The following is a 17441-nucleotide window of genomic DNA, read 5'->3' on the forward strand; positions in this document are numbered from 1 at the left end:
TTTCCTTCCGTCAGTTTGCCTTGAAGCGCCGTAGACGCAGCGCGTTGGCCAGCACGAACACGCTCGATAGGCCCATTGCGCCGGCGGCAAGGACCGGCGACAGCAGCGTGCCGTTCAACGGGTAGAGGACGCCCGCAGCGACGGGGATCAGGCTGACATTGTAGGCAAAGGCCCAGAACAGGTTCTGCCGGATGTTGCGGATCGTCGCCTTGCTGATGGCAATCGCCCGTGGCACGCCGTTGAGATCGCCCGACATCAGCACGACATCGGCGCTCTCGATGGCGATGTCCGTTCCGGTTCCGACCGCAAGACCGATGTCGGCTTCCGACAAAGCGGGCGCATCGTTGATGCCGTCGCCGATGAACGCCACCTTGCGTCCGCCCTCGCGCAGCTTGCCCACGGCTTTGACCTTTCCATCGGGCAGGACTTCGGCGATGACCTCGTCGATGCCGAGCTGACGGGCAATCGACTGCGCCGTGCGCCTGTTGTCCCCCGTGATCATCGCGACTTTCAGGCCGAGCGCGTGCAGGGCCTTGATCGCCTGCGGCGTCGTTTCCTTGACGGGATCGGACACGGCGATGATGGCGGCCAGCTTGCCGTCGATGGCGGCATAGAGCGGCGACTTGCCCGCATCGCCGAGAGCGGCCGCCTGATCCGAAAACGGCGAGATATCGATGCCGCTCCGCGTCATCGCCCGGTCTGCGCCGGCCAGCACGGTCCGATCGCCGATTCGGCCGCTCACGCCGTAGCCCGGGGTAGCTTCGAAATCCAAGACGTCTAGCAGCGAAAGATCCTGGGCTTTCGCCGCCGCGACGATGGCTTCGCCAATCGGGTGCTCGGACTGCATCTCCAGGCTGGCAACGAGGCGGAGCGTTTCGTTGCGATCGAACCCCTCGTTGACGGCAAAGTCTGTCAGTTCCGGCTTGCCCTTGGTGAGTGTGCCAGTCTTGTCCAGTGCCACGACGTCGACGTCGCGCAGGGTTTGGAGCGCTTCGCCCTTTCGGAAGAGAATGCCGAGTTCGGCCCCGCGGCCCGTGCCGACCATGATGGATGTCGGGGTTGCCAGACCCATGGCGCAGGGGCAGGCGATGATCAGCACCGCGACGGCATTGACCAGAGCGAAGGTCAGCGCAGGCGAAGGGCCGAGGACGAGCCAGGCCATGAAAGTCAGGGCAGCGGCCGCAATGACGGCCGGGACAAACCATCCCGTAACCCGATCGACGAGTGCCTGGATCGGCAGCTTCGAGCCTTGCGCGGCCTCGACCATCTTGATGATCTGGGCGAGAAGTGTGTCGGCGCCGATCTTTGTCGCTTCGAACGTGAACGATCCGGTTTTGTTGATCGTGCCGCCAACGACATCGTCGCCCGAGGATTTCTTGACCGGAACGGGTTCGCCCGTGATCATCGACTCGTCCACATAGGACGCGCCTTCGCTGACGCGGCCGTCGACCGGGACTTTCTCGCCGGGGCGGATGCGCACGATGTCGCCGAGGGTCACGTCTCCGATTTCGATCTCGACGAAGTCCTCGCCGCGCTTTACATGCGCGGTCTTCGCCTGAAGGCCGATGAGGTGCTTGATCGCCTGGCTGGTCTTGCCTTTGGCGCGCGCCTCAAGGTAACGGCCGAGCAGGATCAGCGTGACGATGACGGCGGCCGCCTCGTAGTAGACGTTGGCGGTACCGGAAGGCAGCACGCCGGGCAGGAATGTCGCGACGACTGAATAGCTCCAGGCGGCCGAGGTGCCGAGCACGACCAGCGAATTCATGTCGGGGGTCCAGCGAAGCAGGTTGGGAACGCCCTTCTGAAAGAAGCGGAGACCTGGTCCGAACAGGACGATGGTGGCGAGCACAAACTGAATGACAAGGTTGTTGCCCATGCCGATGCTGACCATGACCCAGTCATGGACGGCCGGAATGAAATGCGACCCCATCTCAAGCACGAACAAGGGAAGCGTGAGTGCGGCCGACAGGGCCAGCGATATCTTCAGGCGGTTTGCCTCGCGGTCCCGGCGATCCTCATTGCCGTCTGCTGGACTGTCAGCAGCGATCCTGCGCGGCTCGTATCCGGCGGCGCGCACGGCATCCTCAAGGGCGAGTAGGGACGTTCCGGAGACGATACGGACGGTCGCCTTTTCGGTCGCCAGATTGACCGAGGCGGCCGTCACGCCCGCAACGGTTTTCAGAGCCTTCTCGACGCGGGACACGCACGAGGCGCAGGTCATGCCTTCGACGCGGAATTCCCGTGTTTCGAGTTTGGGTTCATAGCCCGCCTTCTCGATGGCCTGAAGGACAGCTTCGGCCGGAACCGGTTCGTTATAGGTGACGGTGGCGCGCTCGGTCGCGAGGTTAACGACGGCCGAGGCGACGCCCGGCACGGCAGCGATGGCTTTCTCGACCCGCGCGACGCAGGACGCGCAGGTCATGCCCTCGATCCCGAAATCGGTCGGGACGGGCAGGGACTTCGATGTTTCGATCTTCGGTATGGCAGTCATTTGGGGTGATCCCTTTGCTCACTGCCCATATAGTTAGTCCTTCCAATGATGGGAAGGTCAAGGGGCGATCTGGGATTTGTCAGGCCCAGAGCTACGGTGCCCGTCCCGCGCGAACCGGACGGGCGTTTGCCCATGTCAACGCCTTGCATACGACACCGGATATCCGGCGTCCTGGATCGCCTGGCCGATGACGGCCGGGTCGAGCGTTGTTTCGACGGTCGCCTTCCTGGACGCGAGGTCCACGGTCGCGACGGCAGCCGGATCGGCGGCCTTGATGGCCTTTTCGACGGTGCCCTTGCAGTGGCCGCAGGTCATGTTCTGGATGTCGAATTCATACATTATGATGTCTCCTTTCAATGGGGTTGCCTTGAGATGGGGCTTCCAACGGTGGGAGGGTCAAGGGCAGTTTTTCTGCCTGCAACGCTTTTCACCTTTCGGGCTCGATCGGGACGGCTGTGTTCATCGCCATCGGCAAGGACGGGGCGAGCAAGGTCTTTCAGGCCGTCAGGTTGAAAGGCTGTCTTTCTCCTCAGGCCGGGACGGGAAGAAAATTATGGCGAGAACTCGACGGGTATGATTCACATGTTTTGGCGAATAAACCTGATCCATCCCCTTGCGTAACGGAGCATCCATGACCCACGCGCTGACATTCGATCCGACGTCTCTTGAGCCTGAAGCCGGCGCACCGGCACCGGACCGGCTGATCTCCGGCACGCCAAAATTCCGCACCTGGAATTTCGAGGAAGCCGGAGGCGGTATCTATGCCGGCATCTGGGAAGCGACGCCCGGCAAGTGGCGTATTGCCTATGACGAATGGGAGTATTTCCACATCCTGTCCGGCATCTCCATCGTCACCGAAGACGGCGGTGCCGCAACGCACTTGAAGGCCGGCGACAGCATGATCCTCAGACCCGGCTTCAAGGGAACCTGGGAAGTGGTTGAAACGACTCGCAAGGACTATGTCATTCGGGTTTAGCCTTCCTATATCCGAGGGGGCATCCGGGGACGGCACTCGCCGTCTCTTCCATCATTAGGAGAAATCCAATGTCTCAAGCCGACCAACCCGTCTGGTTCATCACCGGCTGTTCGACCGGTTTTGGCCGCGAACTGGCACAGCAAACTATGGCGCTGGGCTATCCGACAGTCGTGACCGCCCGCAATCCCGCGCAGGTCGAAGACCTCGTGAAGGGCAACGAGGACAAGGCTCTGGCCTTGAAGCTCGACGTCACCAAGCCCGCTGAAATCGAAGCCGCGGTCAAGGCAGCCCTTGCCCGTTTCGGCCGCATCGACGTGCTCGTCAACAATGCCGGCATCGGCTATTTCGGCTCGGTCGAGGAAAGCGAAATGGACGAAGTCCGCCGCATGTTTGAGATCAACGTCTGGGGCCTTGCCGCAATGACCAGGGCGGTCCTGCCGGCCATGCGCAAGCAGCGTTCAGGGACCGTCGTCAACATATCGTCGATCGGCGGCATTCGTGGCGGGGCGGCCGTCGGCTTCTACAACGCAACGAAATTCGCCGTCGAAGGCCTGTCCGAAGCTCTGTCAATCGAGACGGCGCCGCTCGGTATCAAGGTTCTTCTGGTCGAGCCCAGCGGTTTTCGAACCGATTGGGCCGGGCGCTCGGCCAACGAGGCGCCCCAGACGATCGAGGACTACCGCGATACGGCCGGCCAGAACGCATCGGCCATTCGCGAACGCAGCGGCAAGCAGGCCGGTGATCCGAAGCGGGCCGTGAAAGCCATCATCAAGGCCGTGGAAGCCGAAAACCCGCCGTTGCGCCTTCTTTTGGGCAAGGCGGCACTGGTGGGCGGACGGGGCAAGATCGAGACGCTGCGCCGCGATTTCGAAGCCTGGGCCGAAGTAACCGAAGGTGCCGATTTTCCGCAGTAGACGCCATTCGGCGCGGCAAGGAGGCCGCGCCGTTTTGACTACCATTCCAGTTCCAGTCGCTCCAGCCCGTGGAAGTGATAGCTGTCCTTGATCTCAGGCTCGCTCTTGAGCCGCAGGCCCGGCAGCCGTTCGAACAGGATCGGCAGCGACAGTTTCAGTTCCAGTCGTGCCAGCGGCGCACCGATGCAGAAATGCAGGCCGGCGCCGAACGAGACATGCGCGCCTTCGTTCCGCTCGGGGCGGAAGGTCAGGGGATCTGAGAATTTCTTCGGGTCGACATTTGCCGCGCCCAGCAGCAGGCCGATCTTGTCGCCCTTTTTCAGGCTGATGCCGTCTTCCAGCTCGATGTCGGAAAGGGCGTAGCGCTGGAAGATGTGCAGCGGCGCGGCATAACGCATGCATTCCTCGATGGTCCGTTCCGTGGCGGCGTCGCTGGAAAGCACGTCTTTTGCGGACGTTCCGGTTTCAAGCAGGGTGCGCACGGCATTACCGAGCTGGTGCACGGTCGCTTCATGTCCGGCATTGAGCAGCAACACCGCCGTCGAGATCAGTTCGTCGTCGGACAGACGTTCACCGTCCTTTTCGGTGGTGATCATGTGGGTCAAAAGATCGTCGGCGGGATTTTTTCGTTTCCAGTCGATGATGCCCTTCAGATAGGCGGCGAACTCGGCCGAGGCCAGGTTGGCGTCGTGTTCCGTCTCAAGCGTCGGGTTGAACACATACATCTTCACCATGCGATGCGACCAGTCGAGCAGTTTTGGCGCCATCTCCACCGGCACGCCGAGCATGCGGGCGATCACCGTCACCGGAACGATTTCGGCGTAAGTTTTCAGAAGCTCGACCTCGCCGTCCTTTTCGAAGCCGTCGATGAGGGAATGCGACAGTGCCGCGATTTCCGGCTTCAGCTGTTCGATCTGGCGCGAGACGAAGGCGCGGTTGACCAGCGTGCGCAACCGCGTATGCGCCGGCGGCTCAAGCTCGAGCAGCGAATAGGCCTCCAGCCGGTCGAAATCCGCCAGATGCGGCTTGGGTTCCGGCAGGCCCAGCTCCTCGCGCGTCGCCACATGCAGGATCTGCCGGCCGAACCGGCGGTCACGCAGCAGGTTGTTCACCTGGTCATATCCTGCGAAATACCATTGCTGCGGCTCTTCCCAGAAAAAGGACGGACACTGCGCATGCAGAGCGGCGTAGGAGGCCAGCGGATTTTTGTAAAAGGCGGGATTGCGGACGTCGATGCTGACATTGCGGGTCGAGGGCGTGATGGCGATGGCAGAAGGTGCGGGCATTTGGCATTCTCGCTGGACGGAACGATAGGGGCAGGCTTCCGATTTACGGCGCAGGTGGCGTGCCCGGCAAGGCCCTTGGCACGCTCATGTCAGATTTTGCTACCGGGAAAAACATCGCCCGCTGACGAAAACAGGCATATGACTGATCCCGCCTTGCCTTGTGGGGCGACATGTCTATTTCATGGATGACGAACGGCAACGACCAGAGAGAGACTATGGCTTCGTCGCATACCAGCCTTTCACAGGGCATTCTGGCTGCCATCCGCGGGAAACGTGTGTCGCTTGCGGGCAGGGACCCGGCGGGGGAGCGTGGCGATACGGTCATCGCCTCCTACAATATCCACAAGTGCGTCGGTACCGACAACCGCTTCGACCCCGGCCGCACCACCGACGTGATCAGTGAAATCGGCGCCGATATCATCGCCCTTCAGGAAGCCGATCAGCGATTTGGCGAGCGCGCGGGGCTGCTTGACCTCGATCGGCTGCATCGCGACTGTCACCTGATCGCGGTGCCGATTGCCGCCTTCTCCGCCAAGGGACACGGCTGGCACGGCAATGTGCTTCTGTTGCGCGAGGGTGCCGTCGCCAAGGTTCACCAGTTGAAGTTGCCCGGCGTCGAGCCGCGCGGCGCGCTGGTCGTCGATCTCGATTTGAAGGCAGGTCCGCTGAGAATCATTGCCGCCCATTTCGGCCTGCTCAGGCATTCCCGTGCCCGTCAGGCCGAAGCGATCATCGCTGCCATCAGCGAGGCGGAGGAGCGGCCGACGCTGTTGATCGGCGATCTCAACGAGTGGCGGATGGGACGCCGCTCCGCATTGAGTTCGCTCAGTCCGGTCTTTGATCATGCCGCAACGGCGGTGCCGAGTTTTCCCTCGCGCTTTCCGCTGCTGGCGCTCGACCGGGTGATGGGAAGCCCGCACAATCTGGTGACCGCCGTCGAAGTACACAATACGCCCCTTTCCCGCGTGGCCTCAGATCACCTGCCGATCAAGGCCTATATCGATCTCAAGGCGGCTCTGGGCGCGGGAAATCCAATCGGAGCGGTTTCGGCGGCTCAACCATGACGAACAGGTCGTCATAGCATGCGCGCCTATGTCGTCGCTCTATTCGCCTTTGTGTCCGGTCTGCTGGCGCTGCTCGCTGTTTATGCCTATGGCCGTTTCGGGCGGCGGCTGCAGGGACCGGCGACAACGGCCCTGCCGCCGCAAGGGGATCAGACAGAGCTCGACCGGCTGGCAGCACCTCTGCTTGATGCGCACAAGGGGCTCAACGGCATTGCGCTGATTTCCGACAACATGGCTGCATTTGCACTCAGGGCTGTGTCGGCGCGCAAGGCGGGCCGCAGCCTCGACCTGCAGTATTATTACTGGAAGAACGACCTGACCGGTCGGATGTTGATACGCGAGGTGTTGGCCGCTGCCGATCGCGGCGTGCGCGTCCGGCTCCTTCTCGATGACATCAATGCCGGCCTGCATGACCGCATGTGCCTGTCGCTGGATGGCCATCCGAACATCGAGGTTCGCCTGTTCAATCCCAGCCGTGCGCGCACCGATCGCTTCCGGCGCGGTTTCGAGATGATGCTGCGGCCTTTCCGCGCCACGCGGCGCATGCACAACAAGCAATGGATCGCCGATGGGCGCCTGGTGATCGCCGGTGGCCGCAATATCGGCGACGCCTATTTCGATGCCGATGAGCAGTCGAATTTTCGCGATCTCGATGTCTGGATGCTGGGGCCTGTCGCCGAAGATTCCGCGACGATCTTCGACGGCTACTGGAATAGTCCGGTCGTCGTGCCGATCGGCTCGCTGCGCACGCCGCGTGCGCACTATCTGCCGGCTTTCAGGGCAAAGCTTGAAAAGATCGCCGCGACATCGGGCGGCCGGCATTATGTGGCGCATGCCGACAGCGCGATGCAGGATGGCCGCCTGTTGCCGGTGGAGACGGCACTGCATTGGACGAGCGCTGCCACGCTGGTATCGGATCCGCCCGAAAAGGCATTTCTGCCGAAACGCAGCAACTGGGTCATGCAGGAACTGATGCCGGCCCTGACATCGGCGCAACATGGTGTCCGGGTCATCTCGCCCTATTTCATCCCCGGTGCGCAGGGCATTGCCGAAATCGCGCGGCTGGTGCAGCGGCAGGTCACGGTCGAGGTGCTGACCAATTCGCTGGCCGCCACCGATGTTGCTGCGGTGCACGGTGGCTACGCCAACTACCGCAAAGCGCTGCTCAAGTGCGGAGCGGCTCTGTTCGAATTGAAGGCCACGCACGAATTCGGCGATCCCCAGCGGATGTCGCTGTTCGGCTCGCGCGGCGCCAGCCTCCATACCAAGGCTTTTACGGTCGATGGAAAAACCGGCTTTGTCGGCTCGATGAATTTCGACCCCCGCTCGGCATCGCTGAATACGGAAATGGGCGTGCTCTTCACCCATCCGGCGCTGGTCAAGGAGGTCGATGCCGTTTTCGACATCGAAACAAGACCCGAAAACAGCTTCCGGCTGTCGCTCGACAGGGGACGTCTGCGCTGGCACGACAACGCAGGCGATGAAATGCGCGTCCTTCGCCGCGAGCCGGAGGCCGGTTTGTGGCGCCGCCTGACCGCCGGGATCATCAGCATCCTGCCAATCGAATCGCAGCTCTGACCCGCCTTTACCGATTTTTCACTCTGAAAGACCGAAAGTCTGTGTGAAAAAATTCAAAAACCGGTCTTTCCTCTATCTCGCCCGTTAGGATCAGCTAAAAGACTGGCAGAGATGCGTCGGGATGACGATGTTCCGGCTCTGCGCGGCTATTAACGTTATGCAGAGTTGGCGACTTGAAGTCGGGTACTTGGACACTCTATGTATGGACAAGAGATATTCCCGATGATTCCCGGTGTGCAGAAGGGTTTGCGCACCAGATAGACAAAGGTTTGACATGAGAAATCCCGTTGATACCGCTATGGCCCTGGTGCCGATGGTCGTTGAACAGACCAATCGCGGCGAGCGCTCCTACGATATCTTTTCGCGTCTCCTGAAAGAGCGCATCATCTTTTTGACGGGTGCTGTGGAAGACCACATGGCAACGCTGATCTGCGCCCAGCTGCTGTTCCTCGAGGCTGAAAACCCGAAGAAGGAAATCGCCCTTTACATCAATTCACCGGGTGGCGTCGTCACCGCCGGCATGGCGATCTACGATACGATGCAGTTCATCAAGCCCGCTGTTTCGACGCTCTGCATCGGTCAGGCGGCATCCATGGGCTCGCTGCTTCTGGCCGCCGGCCACAAGGATATGCGCTTTGCGACGCCGAACGCCCGTATCATGGTTCACCAGCCGTCAGGCGGCTTCCAGGGCCAGGCGTCCGACATCGAACGGCATGCCCGCGATATCCTGAAGATGAAGCGCCGTCTGAATGAAGTCTACGTCAAGCACACCGGCCGGACCTATGAAGAGGTTGAACAGACGCTGGACCGTGACCACTTCATGACTGCGGATGAGGCGCTGAGCTGGGGTGTCGTCGATAAGGTCATCACCTCGCGCGAGGCCATGGAAGCTGCCGCTGAGGCATGAAATTCAGCTTTTTTGTGCGGATAGATGCATTTGTGACACAATTGTAACTCTCATGGGCTTTATCCGCAGGCCAAAGCCGTTAATATCGACCGTTAATGCTATGTTGAAGTTTGAAGTCCTAGCATTCGGTATTCGGTGGGAGATTCGTTGCTGCCGGACATCAAACATGGTTGTTTGAAGCCGGTTCGTACTCCCGAAAGCGCCGTCTCCTTGCGCATGAATGGCAGGGAATAGCGGAGCAGGTTGAGTAGTCCTGGTCACCTTGCAGGAGGTGCCCGGCGTGCTGGAAGGAAAGTGATATGAGCAAGGTCAGCGGTAGCAACGGCGGTGACTCCAAGAATACCCTATACTGCTCCTTCTGCGGAAAGAGCCAGCACGAGGTCCGCAAGCTGATTGCCGGACCGACGGTGTTCATCTGCGATGAATGCGTCGAACTCTGCATGGACATCATCCGCGAAGAGAACAAGACGTCGATGGTCAAGTCCCGCGATGGCGTTCCGACGCCGCAGGAGATCATCAAGGTTCTCGACGAATACGTCATTGGCCAGCAACAGGCCAAGCGCATCCTGTCGGTTGCCGTCCACAACCATTACAAGCGCCTGGCCCATGCCGCCAAGGGCACCGACGTCGAGTTGGCGAAATCCAACATCATGCTCGTCGGTCCGACCGGTTGCGGCAAGACCTACCTGGCGCAGACGCTGGCACGTATCATCGACGTGCCGTTCACCATGGCCGATGCCACGACGCTCACCGAAGCCGGTTATGTCGGCGAGGACGTCGAGAACATCATCCTGAAGCTCCTGCAGTCGGCCGACTACAATGTCGAGCGGGCACAGCGCGGCATCGTCTATATCGACGAAGTCGACAAGATCTCGCGCAAGTCCGACAATCCGTCGATCACGAGGGACGTCTCGGGCGAGGGCGTGCAGCAGGCGCTTCTGAAGATCATGGAAGGTACCGTCGCGTCGGTTCCTCCGCAGGGCGGCCGCAAGCATCCGCAGCAGGAATTCCTGCAGGTTGACACGACCAACATCCTGTTCATCTGCGGCGGCGCCTTTGCCGGTCTCGACAAGATCATCTCGGCGCGCGGCGAAAAGACCTCGATCGGTTTCGGCGCCGCGGTGCGTGCACCGGAAGATCGCCGTGTCGGTGAAGTCCTGCGCGAACTGGAGCCGGAAGATCTGGTGAAGTTCGGCCTCATCCCGGAATTCATCGGCCGTCTGCCCGTTCTGGCGACGCTCGAAGACCTCGACGAGCCGGCCCTGATCCAGATTCTGTCGGAGCCGAAGAACGCGCTGATCAAGCAGTACCAGCGCCTGTTCGAGATGGAGGATGTGGAACTGACCTTCCACGAGGACGCCCTGCGCGAAATCGCCCGCAAGGCGATCGTCCGCAAGACCGGCGCCCGCGGCCTGCGCTCGATCATGGAAAAGATCCTGCTCGACACGATGTTCGAGCTGCCGACGCTGGAAGGCGTTCGCGAAGTGGTCATCTCCGACGAGGTGGTCAAGGGTTCTGCCCGGCCGCTCTACATCTACTCGGAGCGCTCGGACGAGAAGGCCAACGTTTCGGCTTGATCGGATCGACTTTTTAAAGAGGCCCGCCATGTGCGGGCCTTTTTCATGCGGCAAATTTAGAATGCCACGACCGTGGCGCGTCATGGGGTACGTGCGGCTTTGCCTGCACCTGTCGGGCAGGGTTCGCGTAGGCAATAGCTGCATGGCAGCCCTGCACATTTGGCGGGGATCCGTGCGCCGGAAGTCTCGCCGCTGGAGGGTGTGGCTGAATGAACATTCAAGCGAATCAGCGATTGCTAAAAGCAGTCAACAACGCGATTATGTAACGATTCTGTGCCGGTGGATCCCGGTACGAAGCGTGTGCGTTAGCTCTCGCGGCAAGGTCCGCGACAGTCAGATGCCGTTTACTATCCGGCTACGCCGCCTCCCAGGCCGGTAGTCGGCGAAGGGTTGAAAACAGACGTCACACACTCCACCTGACAGTGGACAGAATGAAGACCGGAAGCGCCCTTGAACGCTTCGGGTAACGGGCCCGGAAACGGGACGGAAAGGAAATGACATGACGAGCAAAACGTCTCCGGCAATTGAAAGCGCGACCTATCCGGTGTTGCCGCTACGCGACATCGTGGTGTTCCCGCACATGATCGTGCCGCTGTTTGTTGGCCGTGAAAAGTCGATCCGTGCGCTTGAAGAAGTCATGGGCACCGACAAGCAGATCATGCTTGCAACCCAGATCAATGCGAGCGACGACGATCCGGAACCGGCTGCGATCTATCAGATCGGCACCATTGCGAACGTGCTGCAGCTGCTGAAGCTGCCGGACGGTACCGTCAAGGTACTGGTCGAAGGCCGGACCCGCGCCGAGATCGACGGCTATACCGGCCGCGAGGAGTTCTACGAAGCGCACGCGCACCCGCTTTCCGAGCCGGAGGAAGACCCGGTCGAGATCGAAGCGCTGAGCCGCTCCGTGGTGTCGGAATTCGAGAGCTATGTGAAGCTCAACAAGAAGATTTCGCCTGAAGTCGTCGGCGCGGCCAGCCAGATCGAGGATTATTCGAAGCTCGCCGATACGGTTGCTTCGCATCTCTCCATCAAGATCGTCGAAAAGCAGGAAATGCTTGAGACGACCAGCGTCAAGCTGCGCCTTGAAAAGGCGCTCGGCTTCATGGAAGGCGAGATCTCGGTTCTGCAGGTCGAAAAGCGCATCCGCTCGCGCGTCAAGCGCCAGATGGAAAAGACCCAGCGCGAATATTACCTGAACGAACAGATGAAGGCGATTCAGAAGGAGCTCGGCGACGGCGAGGAAGGCCGCGACGAGATGGCCGAACTGGAAGACCGCATCGCCAAGACCAAGCTGTCCAAGGAAGCCCGTGAAAAGGCCGATGCGGAAGTCAAGAAGCTGCGCCAGATGAGCCCGATGTCGGCGGAAGCCACCGTCGTGCGCAATTATCTGGATTGGCTGCTCGGCATTCCGTGGTCGAAGAAGTCCAAGGTCAAGACCGATCTCAACCACGCCGAAAAGGTGCTGGAACTGGACCATTTCGGCCTCGACAAGGTCAAGGAACGGATCATCGAGTATCTGGCCGTGCAGGCGCGTTCGCAGAAGATCAAGGGGCCGATCCTGTGCCTCGTTGGTCCTCCGGGCGTCGGCAAGACCTCGCTTGCCAAGTCGATCGCCAAGGCGACCGGCCGCGAATATATCCGCATGGCGCTCGGCGGCGTTCGTGACGAAGCCGAAATCCGCGGTCACCGCCGCACCTATATCGGTTCGATGCCTGGCAAGGTCATCCAGTCGATGAAGAAGGCAAAGAAGTCCAACCCGCTCTTCCTGCTCGATGAAATCGACAAGATGGGCCAGGATTTCCGCGGCGATCCGTCGTCGGCTTTGCTCGAGGTGCTGGATCCGGAACAGAACTCGACGTTCATGGACCACTATCTGGAGGTCGAATACGACCTCTCGAACGTGATGTTCATCACCACGGCGAACACGCTGAACATTCCTGCGCCCTTGATGGACCGCATGGAAGTGATCCGCATCGCCGGCTATACGGAAGAAGAAAAGCTGGAAATCGCCAAACGGCATCTATTGCCCAAGGCGATTGCCGACCATGCGCTGCAGTCCAAGGAATTCTCCGTTTCGGACGATGCGCTGCGCGTGGTCATCCAGACCTACACCCGTGAGGCTGGCGTGCGCAGCCTTGAGCGCGAACTGATGAAGCTCGCCCGCAAGGCCGTGACCGAAATCCTCAAGGGCAAGACCGACAAGGTCGAGGTCACCGGTGCGAACGTCAACGACTATCTCGGTGTTCCGCGCTATCGCCATGGCGAAGCCGAACGCACCGATCAGGTGGGCGTTGTCACGGGGCTTGCCTGGACGGAAGTCGGCGGTGAGCTGTTGACGATCGAAGGCGTCATGATGCCCGGCAAGGGCCGCATGACGGTGACCGGCAACCTGCGCGACGTGATGAAGGAATCGATTTCGGCTGCGGCATCCTATGTCCGTTCGCGTGCGATCGACTTCGGCATCGAGCCGCCGCTGTTCGACAAGAGCGACATCCATGTGCACGTGCCGGAAGGCGCGACACCGAAGGACGGTCCGTCCGCCGGTGTGGCCATGGCAACGGCGATCGTGTCGATCATGACCGGCATTGCCGTTGACAGGAACGTCGCCATGACGGGTGAAATCACCCTGCGCGGCCGCGTCCTGCCGATCGGTGGCCTGAAGGAAAAACTGCTCGCAGCGCTTCGCGGCGGCATCAAGAAGGTGCTGATCCCGGAAGAAAACGCCAAGGACCTGGCGGATATTCCGGACAACGTGAAGAACATTATGGAGATCATTCCGGTCTCTCATATTGGCGAGGTGCTGCAGCATGCGCTGGTAAGGGTTCCTGAGCCGATCGAGTGGGATCCTTCCAAGCACGTCGTGCCGATCGCAGCTGCGGACCCGGCGGACGATGCAGGCGTGTCGATTGCCCACTAAGCATGCCGCGCAAAAGTGCGCAGCGGTTTTGCGATAACGGCATGCGCAAAATCAAAGACCCAAAGCGCGGCAAGCGAATCTGAAAGATTGCGACGCGMTTTGGGGGCTTGACTTGGATTTCAGGCGGTGCCTGCCATAGGTTGAGTACTGATTTGGAACGGAAACAGTGGAAGACCGGCATTTTTGCCGGTCTTTTTTATGTAAAACCGTGCGCAAAGCCTTGCATTCCATGGGATTCAGAGCGATTGGGTTTGCCAAGGCGGGGGTCGCGCGTATGCTGCCCTCGGCTTAAAAATTGAGTCGTTTCGAACCAGTATTGAAAGGGGTGGAAACATGAACAAGAATGAGCTCGTGTCCGCAGTTGCCGAGAAGGCCGGACTCTCGAAGACCGATGCATCTTCTGCAGTTGATGCAATCTTCGACGTTATCCAGGCAGAACTGAAGAGCGGCGGCGACATTCGTCTCGTCGGCTTTGGCAATTTCTCGGTTAGCCGCCGCGAAGCATCGAAGGGACGCAACCCGTCCACCGGCGCAGAAGTCGATATCCCTGCACGCAACGTGCCGAAGTTCTCGGCCGGCAAGGGTCTTAAGGACGCCGTGAACTAAGTTTCATGTTTCATCTGCAGCACCGTGGCGAAGACGCCAACGGTTCGATAGCAGGATGATTTGGGGCCCGGGTTTTCCCGGGCCTCTTTTCGTTTGTGGCGATGGCTTTTTCCGTGCCGCCTTGCCGTTGTCTAATATGCATCGGCTGTCATGCGGGTGTTACACGGCGCGATCACAACCCCTCCGTATTGGATTGATCAGGAGGGACATCCCCGTGAAGATATTTTCGCTCACCGCGGCACTCGCTGCCGTGCTTGCCGCCTCGACCGCGTCAGGCGCCAATGCAGAACCCGTATTCAATCGCATCGCCTCGTTCGCCGTCGCCGACAACCTGCCGGCCGATGCTGACAAGAAGTCCGTGACATCGGCTGAAATCATAACCGCCAGCGAGGACGGCAACACGCTGGTCTATTCCGACAGCCCGCTGAAGGCGATCGGCTTCATCGACATCACCGATCCGAAGGCCCCGAAGGCTGGCGGTATCCTGTCGTTCGAAGGCGAACCGACATCGGTTGCGATCGCCGGCGCCAAGGCGCTGGTTGCCGTCAACACCCGCGAAAGCTTCGTCAAGCCATCGGGCTTCCTGGCGACCGTCGATCTGGCGACAAAGAAGATGGACGCACAGTGCGATCTCGGCGGACAGCCGGATTCGGTTGCTGTCAATAAGGACAAGACGCTCGCCGCCATCGCCATCGAGAACGAGCGCGACGAAGAGGTCAATGACGGCAAGCTGCCGCAGATGCCGGCAGGCGATCTCGTGATCCTCTCACTGAAGGACGGTGCTGCCGATTGCGCCTCGATCAAGCATGTGACACTGACGGGTCTTGCAGAAATTGCCGGCGACGATCCGGAGCCTGAATTCGTGGCCTTCAACGGCCAGAACGAGATTGCGCTGACGCTGCAGGAAAACAATCATATCGTCATCATCGACGGAAACACGGGTGCGGTGAAGACGCATTTTCCGGCTGGCACCGCGAACCTTGCAGGCGTTGACAACAAGCGCGACGGCAAGCTGTCCTTCACGGCCGAGCTGAAAGACGTCAAGCGCGAGCCGGATGCCGTGAAATGGCTTGATGATAACCGTCTGGTGGTTGCCAATGAAGGCGACTACGAAGGCGGTTCGCGCGGCTTCACCATCTTCGACAAGACCGGCAAGGTCCTGTTCGAATCAGGCGCCAGCTTCGAGCACGCCGTTGCCGCGATCGGCCACTATCCCGAGAAACGTTCGGCTGCCAAGGGTATCGAACCGGAAGGTCTGGAAGCCGCAACTTTCGGCGAAGACAAGCTGTTCTTCGTTCTGGCTGAGCGAGCTTCCGTCGTCGGCGTCTATAAGGACACCGGCGCCGATCCGGAACTCAAGCAGATCCTGCCGTCCGGTGTCTCGCCGGAAGGCGGCGTCGCTATTCCCGCGCGCAATCTGCTGGCAACCGCCAACGAGGTGGACCTGGTGGAAGACGGCGGCGCTCGCTCGCATGTCATGATCTACGAGCGGGCAGAAGGCGTTGCCGCCTATCCGCAGATTACCTCGGCAGAACAGGACGGCGCTCCGCTCGGTTTCGGCGCTCTCTCTGGTCTGGCCGCGGTCAAGGATCAGCCCGGCAAGCTCTACGCCGTCAACGATTCGGTCTATTCCTCGCAGCCGCGTATCTTCACGATCGACGCCACGCAGAAGCCGGCTTTGATCACCGAAGCGCTCACGATTACCCGTGATGGCGCCCCAGCGCAGAAGCTTGACATCGAAGGCATCGCCAATGACGGCGAGGGTGGTTTCTGGCTGGCTTCGGAAGGCGATGCGGCCAAGCTCTATGCAAACGCACTCATCCATGTGAACGCCAAAGGCGTGATCAAGAAAGAGATCGCCATTCCCGAAGAACTGCGTGCCAATGAAGTGCGTTGGGGTTTTGAAGGTGTGACCAGCGTTGGCGAGGGCGATGCGACGACGCTGTGGATGGCAATGCAGCGGCCCTGGAAGGATGACGACAAGGGCTTCGTCAAGCTCGTGTCCTACAATCCGGCGTCCGAGGAATGGGGTGCCGTGCGCTATCCGCTCGACAAGACCGAGGAAGGCTGGGTCGGCCTGTCCGAAATCACCGTCTACGGCGACTATGCCTATATCATCGAGCGCGACAACCTGATCGGTCAGGCTGCCAAGCTGAAGAAGATTTACCGCGTGGCGCTTGCCGATCTGAAACCGGCCAAGCTCGGTGGCGAATTGCCCGTCGTCAAGAAGGAAGAGGTCCGCGACCTCATTCCTGACCTCAAGGCTCTGGGCGGCTATGTCGTCGACAAGGTCGAGGGGTTCACGGTCGATGCCGCCGGCAACGGCTATGTCGTCACCGACAATGACGGCGTCGACGATTCCTCGGGCGAAACGCTGTTCTTCCCGATCGGTACGATGAACGCGATGTAATTGCTGTTCGTACCGGTAACGGAAAAGGCCGGGACATGATGTTCCGGCCTTTTCTATTTGGTCCTGAAGTGATTGGGGAAGGCGCGCGTTACTCGGCTGCAGTTTCGCCAGGACCTTCGCCGACTTCCTTGCGCTTGCGGATTTCATCGGCCTTGGCGACCAGCCGGCTGACAATATCGTGCATCTGGTCGAGCTGTTCGTCATCGAGCGCCGAGAAAATTTCCTCGATCAGCTGTTTTCGCGGATGCTCGGCCGCCTCGAGCACGACCCGGCCGACATCGGTGATCGAGACGATCTTCGCCCGGCGGTCCTCCGGATCGGGCTTGCGCACCACCAGCTTGTCGCGCTCCAGTCCGTCGATGGCTTCGGTCACCGTGCGCGGCGCAAAATTCAGCGCGCCTGCGATATCGGTCGAGCGGCAGGGGCCTAGTTTGCTCAGGAAAAACAGGAACTTGCTGCGCGCCAGCGATACGCCTTCCTCCGTCATCGATTCGTTGATGAGGCGGTGAACGCGATGGTAGAGCTCAAAGAGCTTGTCGGAGACTTCGAATGTGGATTTCATGTGTTTCATATGGATATTATGAGGTGCCATGTCAAATGACGGTATTGTCGGTATTACAGTCAAGTCTAATCGGCGGCCATTGGCCTTTGGTACCAAATCTCCCCAATAATGTTTCCTAGATGAAAGACCTGAATAGACATTGGAGCAGGC

Annotated in this window: 13 protein-coding genes; 9 read left to right on the top strand and 4 right to left on the bottom strand. The window is 60.3% G+C overall.

Annotated elements, in window-relative coordinates:
- Nucleotides 1-10: 10 nt before the first annotated feature.
- Together AC1D17_RS18245 and AC1D17_RS18250 are read right to left on the bottom strand one after the other, a co-directional pair.
- Entirely contained in the window at nt 11-2491 is a 2481-nt protein-coding gene (locus tag AC1D17_RS18245; protein WP_477566754.1) for a heavy metal translocating P-type ATPase, read from the bottom strand.
- Nucleotides 2492-2626: 135 nt separating this feature from the next.
- Nucleotides 2627-2830: a heavy-metal-associated domain-containing protein gene (locus AC1D17_RS18250; protein ID WP_477566755.1), complete on the bottom strand. Its 204-nt coding sequence runs from the start codon at nt 2828-2830 to the stop codon at nt 2627-2629.
- 292 nt (nt 2831-3122) lie between these two features.
- On the opposite strand from AC1D17_RS18250, the gene AC1D17_RS18255 reads away from it, so the two are divergent.
- Together AC1D17_RS18255 and AC1D17_RS18260 are read left to right on the top strand one after the other, a co-directional pair.
- Nucleotides 3123-3467, top strand: coding sequence for a cupin domain-containing protein (locus tag AC1D17_RS18255; RefSeq protein ID WP_477566756.1), 345 nt, complete (start codon nt 3123-3125; stop codon nt 3465-3467).
- A gap of 68 nt (nt 3468-3535) precedes the next feature.
- Nucleotides 3536-4381 (top strand): oxidoreductase, encoded by an 846-nt coding sequence (locus AC1D17_RS18260; protein WP_477566757.1) that lies wholly within the window; start codon nt 3536-3538, stop codon nt 4379-4381.
- A 38-nt stretch (nt 4382-4419) separates the two neighbouring features.
- Here AC1D17_RS18260 and AC1D17_RS18265 read toward each other — a convergent pair whose 3' ends face one another.
- Nucleotides 4420-5667: a cytochrome P450 gene (locus tag AC1D17_RS18265; RefSeq protein WP_477566758.1), complete on the bottom strand. Its 1248-nt coding sequence runs from the start codon at nt 5665-5667 to the stop codon at nt 4420-4422.
- 215 nt (nt 5668-5882) lie between these two features.
- On the opposite strand from AC1D17_RS18265, the gene AC1D17_RS18270 reads away from it, so the two are divergent.
- From AC1D17_RS18270 to AC1D17_RS18300, 7 genes are all read left to right on the top strand, one after another.
- The gene (locus tag AC1D17_RS18270; RefSeq protein WP_477566759.1) at nt 5883-6731 is read left to right on the top strand and encodes an endonuclease/exonuclease/phosphatase family protein; all 849 of its coding nucleotides are present in this window, start codon (nt 5883-5885) and stop codon (nt 6729-6731) included.
- Nucleotides 6732-6749: 18 nt separating this feature from the next.
- Complete coding sequence (locus AC1D17_RS18275; protein ID WP_477566760.1) at nt 6750-8309, top strand: phospholipase D family protein; 1560 nt, start codon at nt 6750-6752, stop codon at nt 8307-8309.
- Between the two features lie 274 nt (nt 8310-8583).
- Nucleotides 8584-9216 (top strand): ATP-dependent Clp endopeptidase proteolytic subunit ClpP, encoded by a 633-nt coding sequence (gene clpP, locus AC1D17_RS18280; protein ID WP_264219214.1) that lies wholly within the window; start codon nt 8584-8586, stop codon nt 9214-9216.
- 299 nt (nt 9217-9515) lie between these two features.
- Nucleotides 9516-10793 (top strand): ATP-dependent Clp protease ATP-binding subunit ClpX, encoded by a 1278-nt coding sequence (gene clpX / locus AC1D17_RS18285; protein WP_264219213.1) that lies wholly within the window; start codon nt 9516-9518, stop codon nt 10791-10793.
- A 499-nt stretch (nt 10794-11292) separates the two neighbouring features.
- Nucleotides 11293-13713 carry an endopeptidase La gene (gene lon / locus AC1D17_RS18290; RefSeq protein ID WP_477566761.1) on the top strand — a complete coding sequence of 807 codons (2421 nt, stop codon included), beginning with the start codon at nt 11293-11295 and terminating at the stop codon, nt 13711-13713.
- A 333-nt stretch (nt 13714-14046) separates the two neighbouring features.
- Entirely contained in the window at nt 14047-14319 is a 273-nt protein-coding gene (gene hupB, locus AC1D17_RS18295) for a DNA-binding protein HupB (protein ID WP_477566762.1), read from the top strand.
- A gap of 214 nt (nt 14320-14533) precedes the next feature.
- Nucleotides 14534-16729: an esterase-like activity of phytase family protein gene (locus AC1D17_RS18300; protein WP_477566763.1), complete on the top strand. Its 2196-nt coding sequence runs from the start codon at nt 14534-14536 to the stop codon at nt 16727-16729.
- An 88-nt stretch (nt 16730-16817) separates the two neighbouring features.
- Here AC1D17_RS18300 and AC1D17_RS18305 read toward each other — a convergent pair whose 3' ends face one another.
- Nucleotides 16818-17291, bottom strand: coding sequence for a MarR family winged helix-turn-helix transcriptional regulator (locus AC1D17_RS18305; RefSeq protein ID WP_477566764.1), 474 nt, complete (start codon nt 17289-17291; stop codon nt 16818-16820).
- Nucleotides 17292-17441 lie beyond the last annotated feature (150 nt).

The sequence above is a fragment of the Pararhizobium sp. P1_E7 genome, from assembly GCF_056405855.1.

Excerpts from the sequence above, each read along its gene's own strand:
- lon (WP_477566761.1), top strand. The coding sequence starts at position 11,293 with ATGACGAGCAAAACGTCTCCGGCAATTGAAAGCGCGACCTATCCGGTG.
- AC1D17_RS18270 (WP_477566759.1), top strand. The coding sequence starts at position 5,883 with ATGGCTTCGTCGCATACCAGCCTTTCACAGGGCATTCTGGCTGCCATC.
- AC1D17_RS18255 (WP_477566756.1), top strand. The coding sequence starts at position 3,123 with ATGACCCACGCGCTGACATTCGATCCGACGTCTCTTGAGCCTGAAGCC.
- AC1D17_RS18245 (WP_477566754.1), bottom strand. The coding sequence starts at position 2,491 with ATGACTGCCATACCGAAGATCGAAACATCGAAGTCCCTGCCCGTCCCG.
- AC1D17_RS18260 (WP_477566757.1), top strand. The coding sequence starts at position 3,536 with ATGTCTCAAGCCGACCAACCCGTCTGGTTCATCACCGGCTGTTCGACC.
- AC1D17_RS18275 (WP_477566760.1), top strand. The coding sequence starts at position 6,750 with ATGCGCGCCTATGTCGTCGCTCTATTCGCCTTTGTGTCCGGTCTGCTG.
- AC1D17_RS18305 (WP_477566764.1), bottom strand. The coding sequence starts at position 17,291 with ATGAAATCCACATTCGAAGTCTCCGACAAGCTCTTTGAGCTCTACCAT.
- hupB (WP_477566762.1), top strand. The coding sequence starts at position 14,047 with ATGAACAAGAATGAGCTCGTGTCCGCAGTTGCCGAGAAGGCCGGACTC.
- clpP (WP_264219214.1), top strand. The coding sequence starts at position 8,584 with ATGAGAAATCCCGTTGATACCGCTATGGCCCTGGTGCCGATGGTCGTT.
- AC1D17_RS18250 (WP_477566755.1), bottom strand. The coding sequence starts at position 2,830 with ATGTATGAATTCGACATCCAGAACATGACCTGCGGCCACTGCAAGGGC.
- AC1D17_RS18265 (WP_477566758.1), bottom strand. The coding sequence starts at position 5,667 with ATGCCCGCACCTTCTGCCATCGCCATCACGCCCTCGACCCGCAATGTC.
- clpX (WP_264219213.1), top strand. The coding sequence starts at position 9,516 with ATGAGCAAGGTCAGCGGTAGCAACGGCGGTGACTCCAAGAATACCCTA.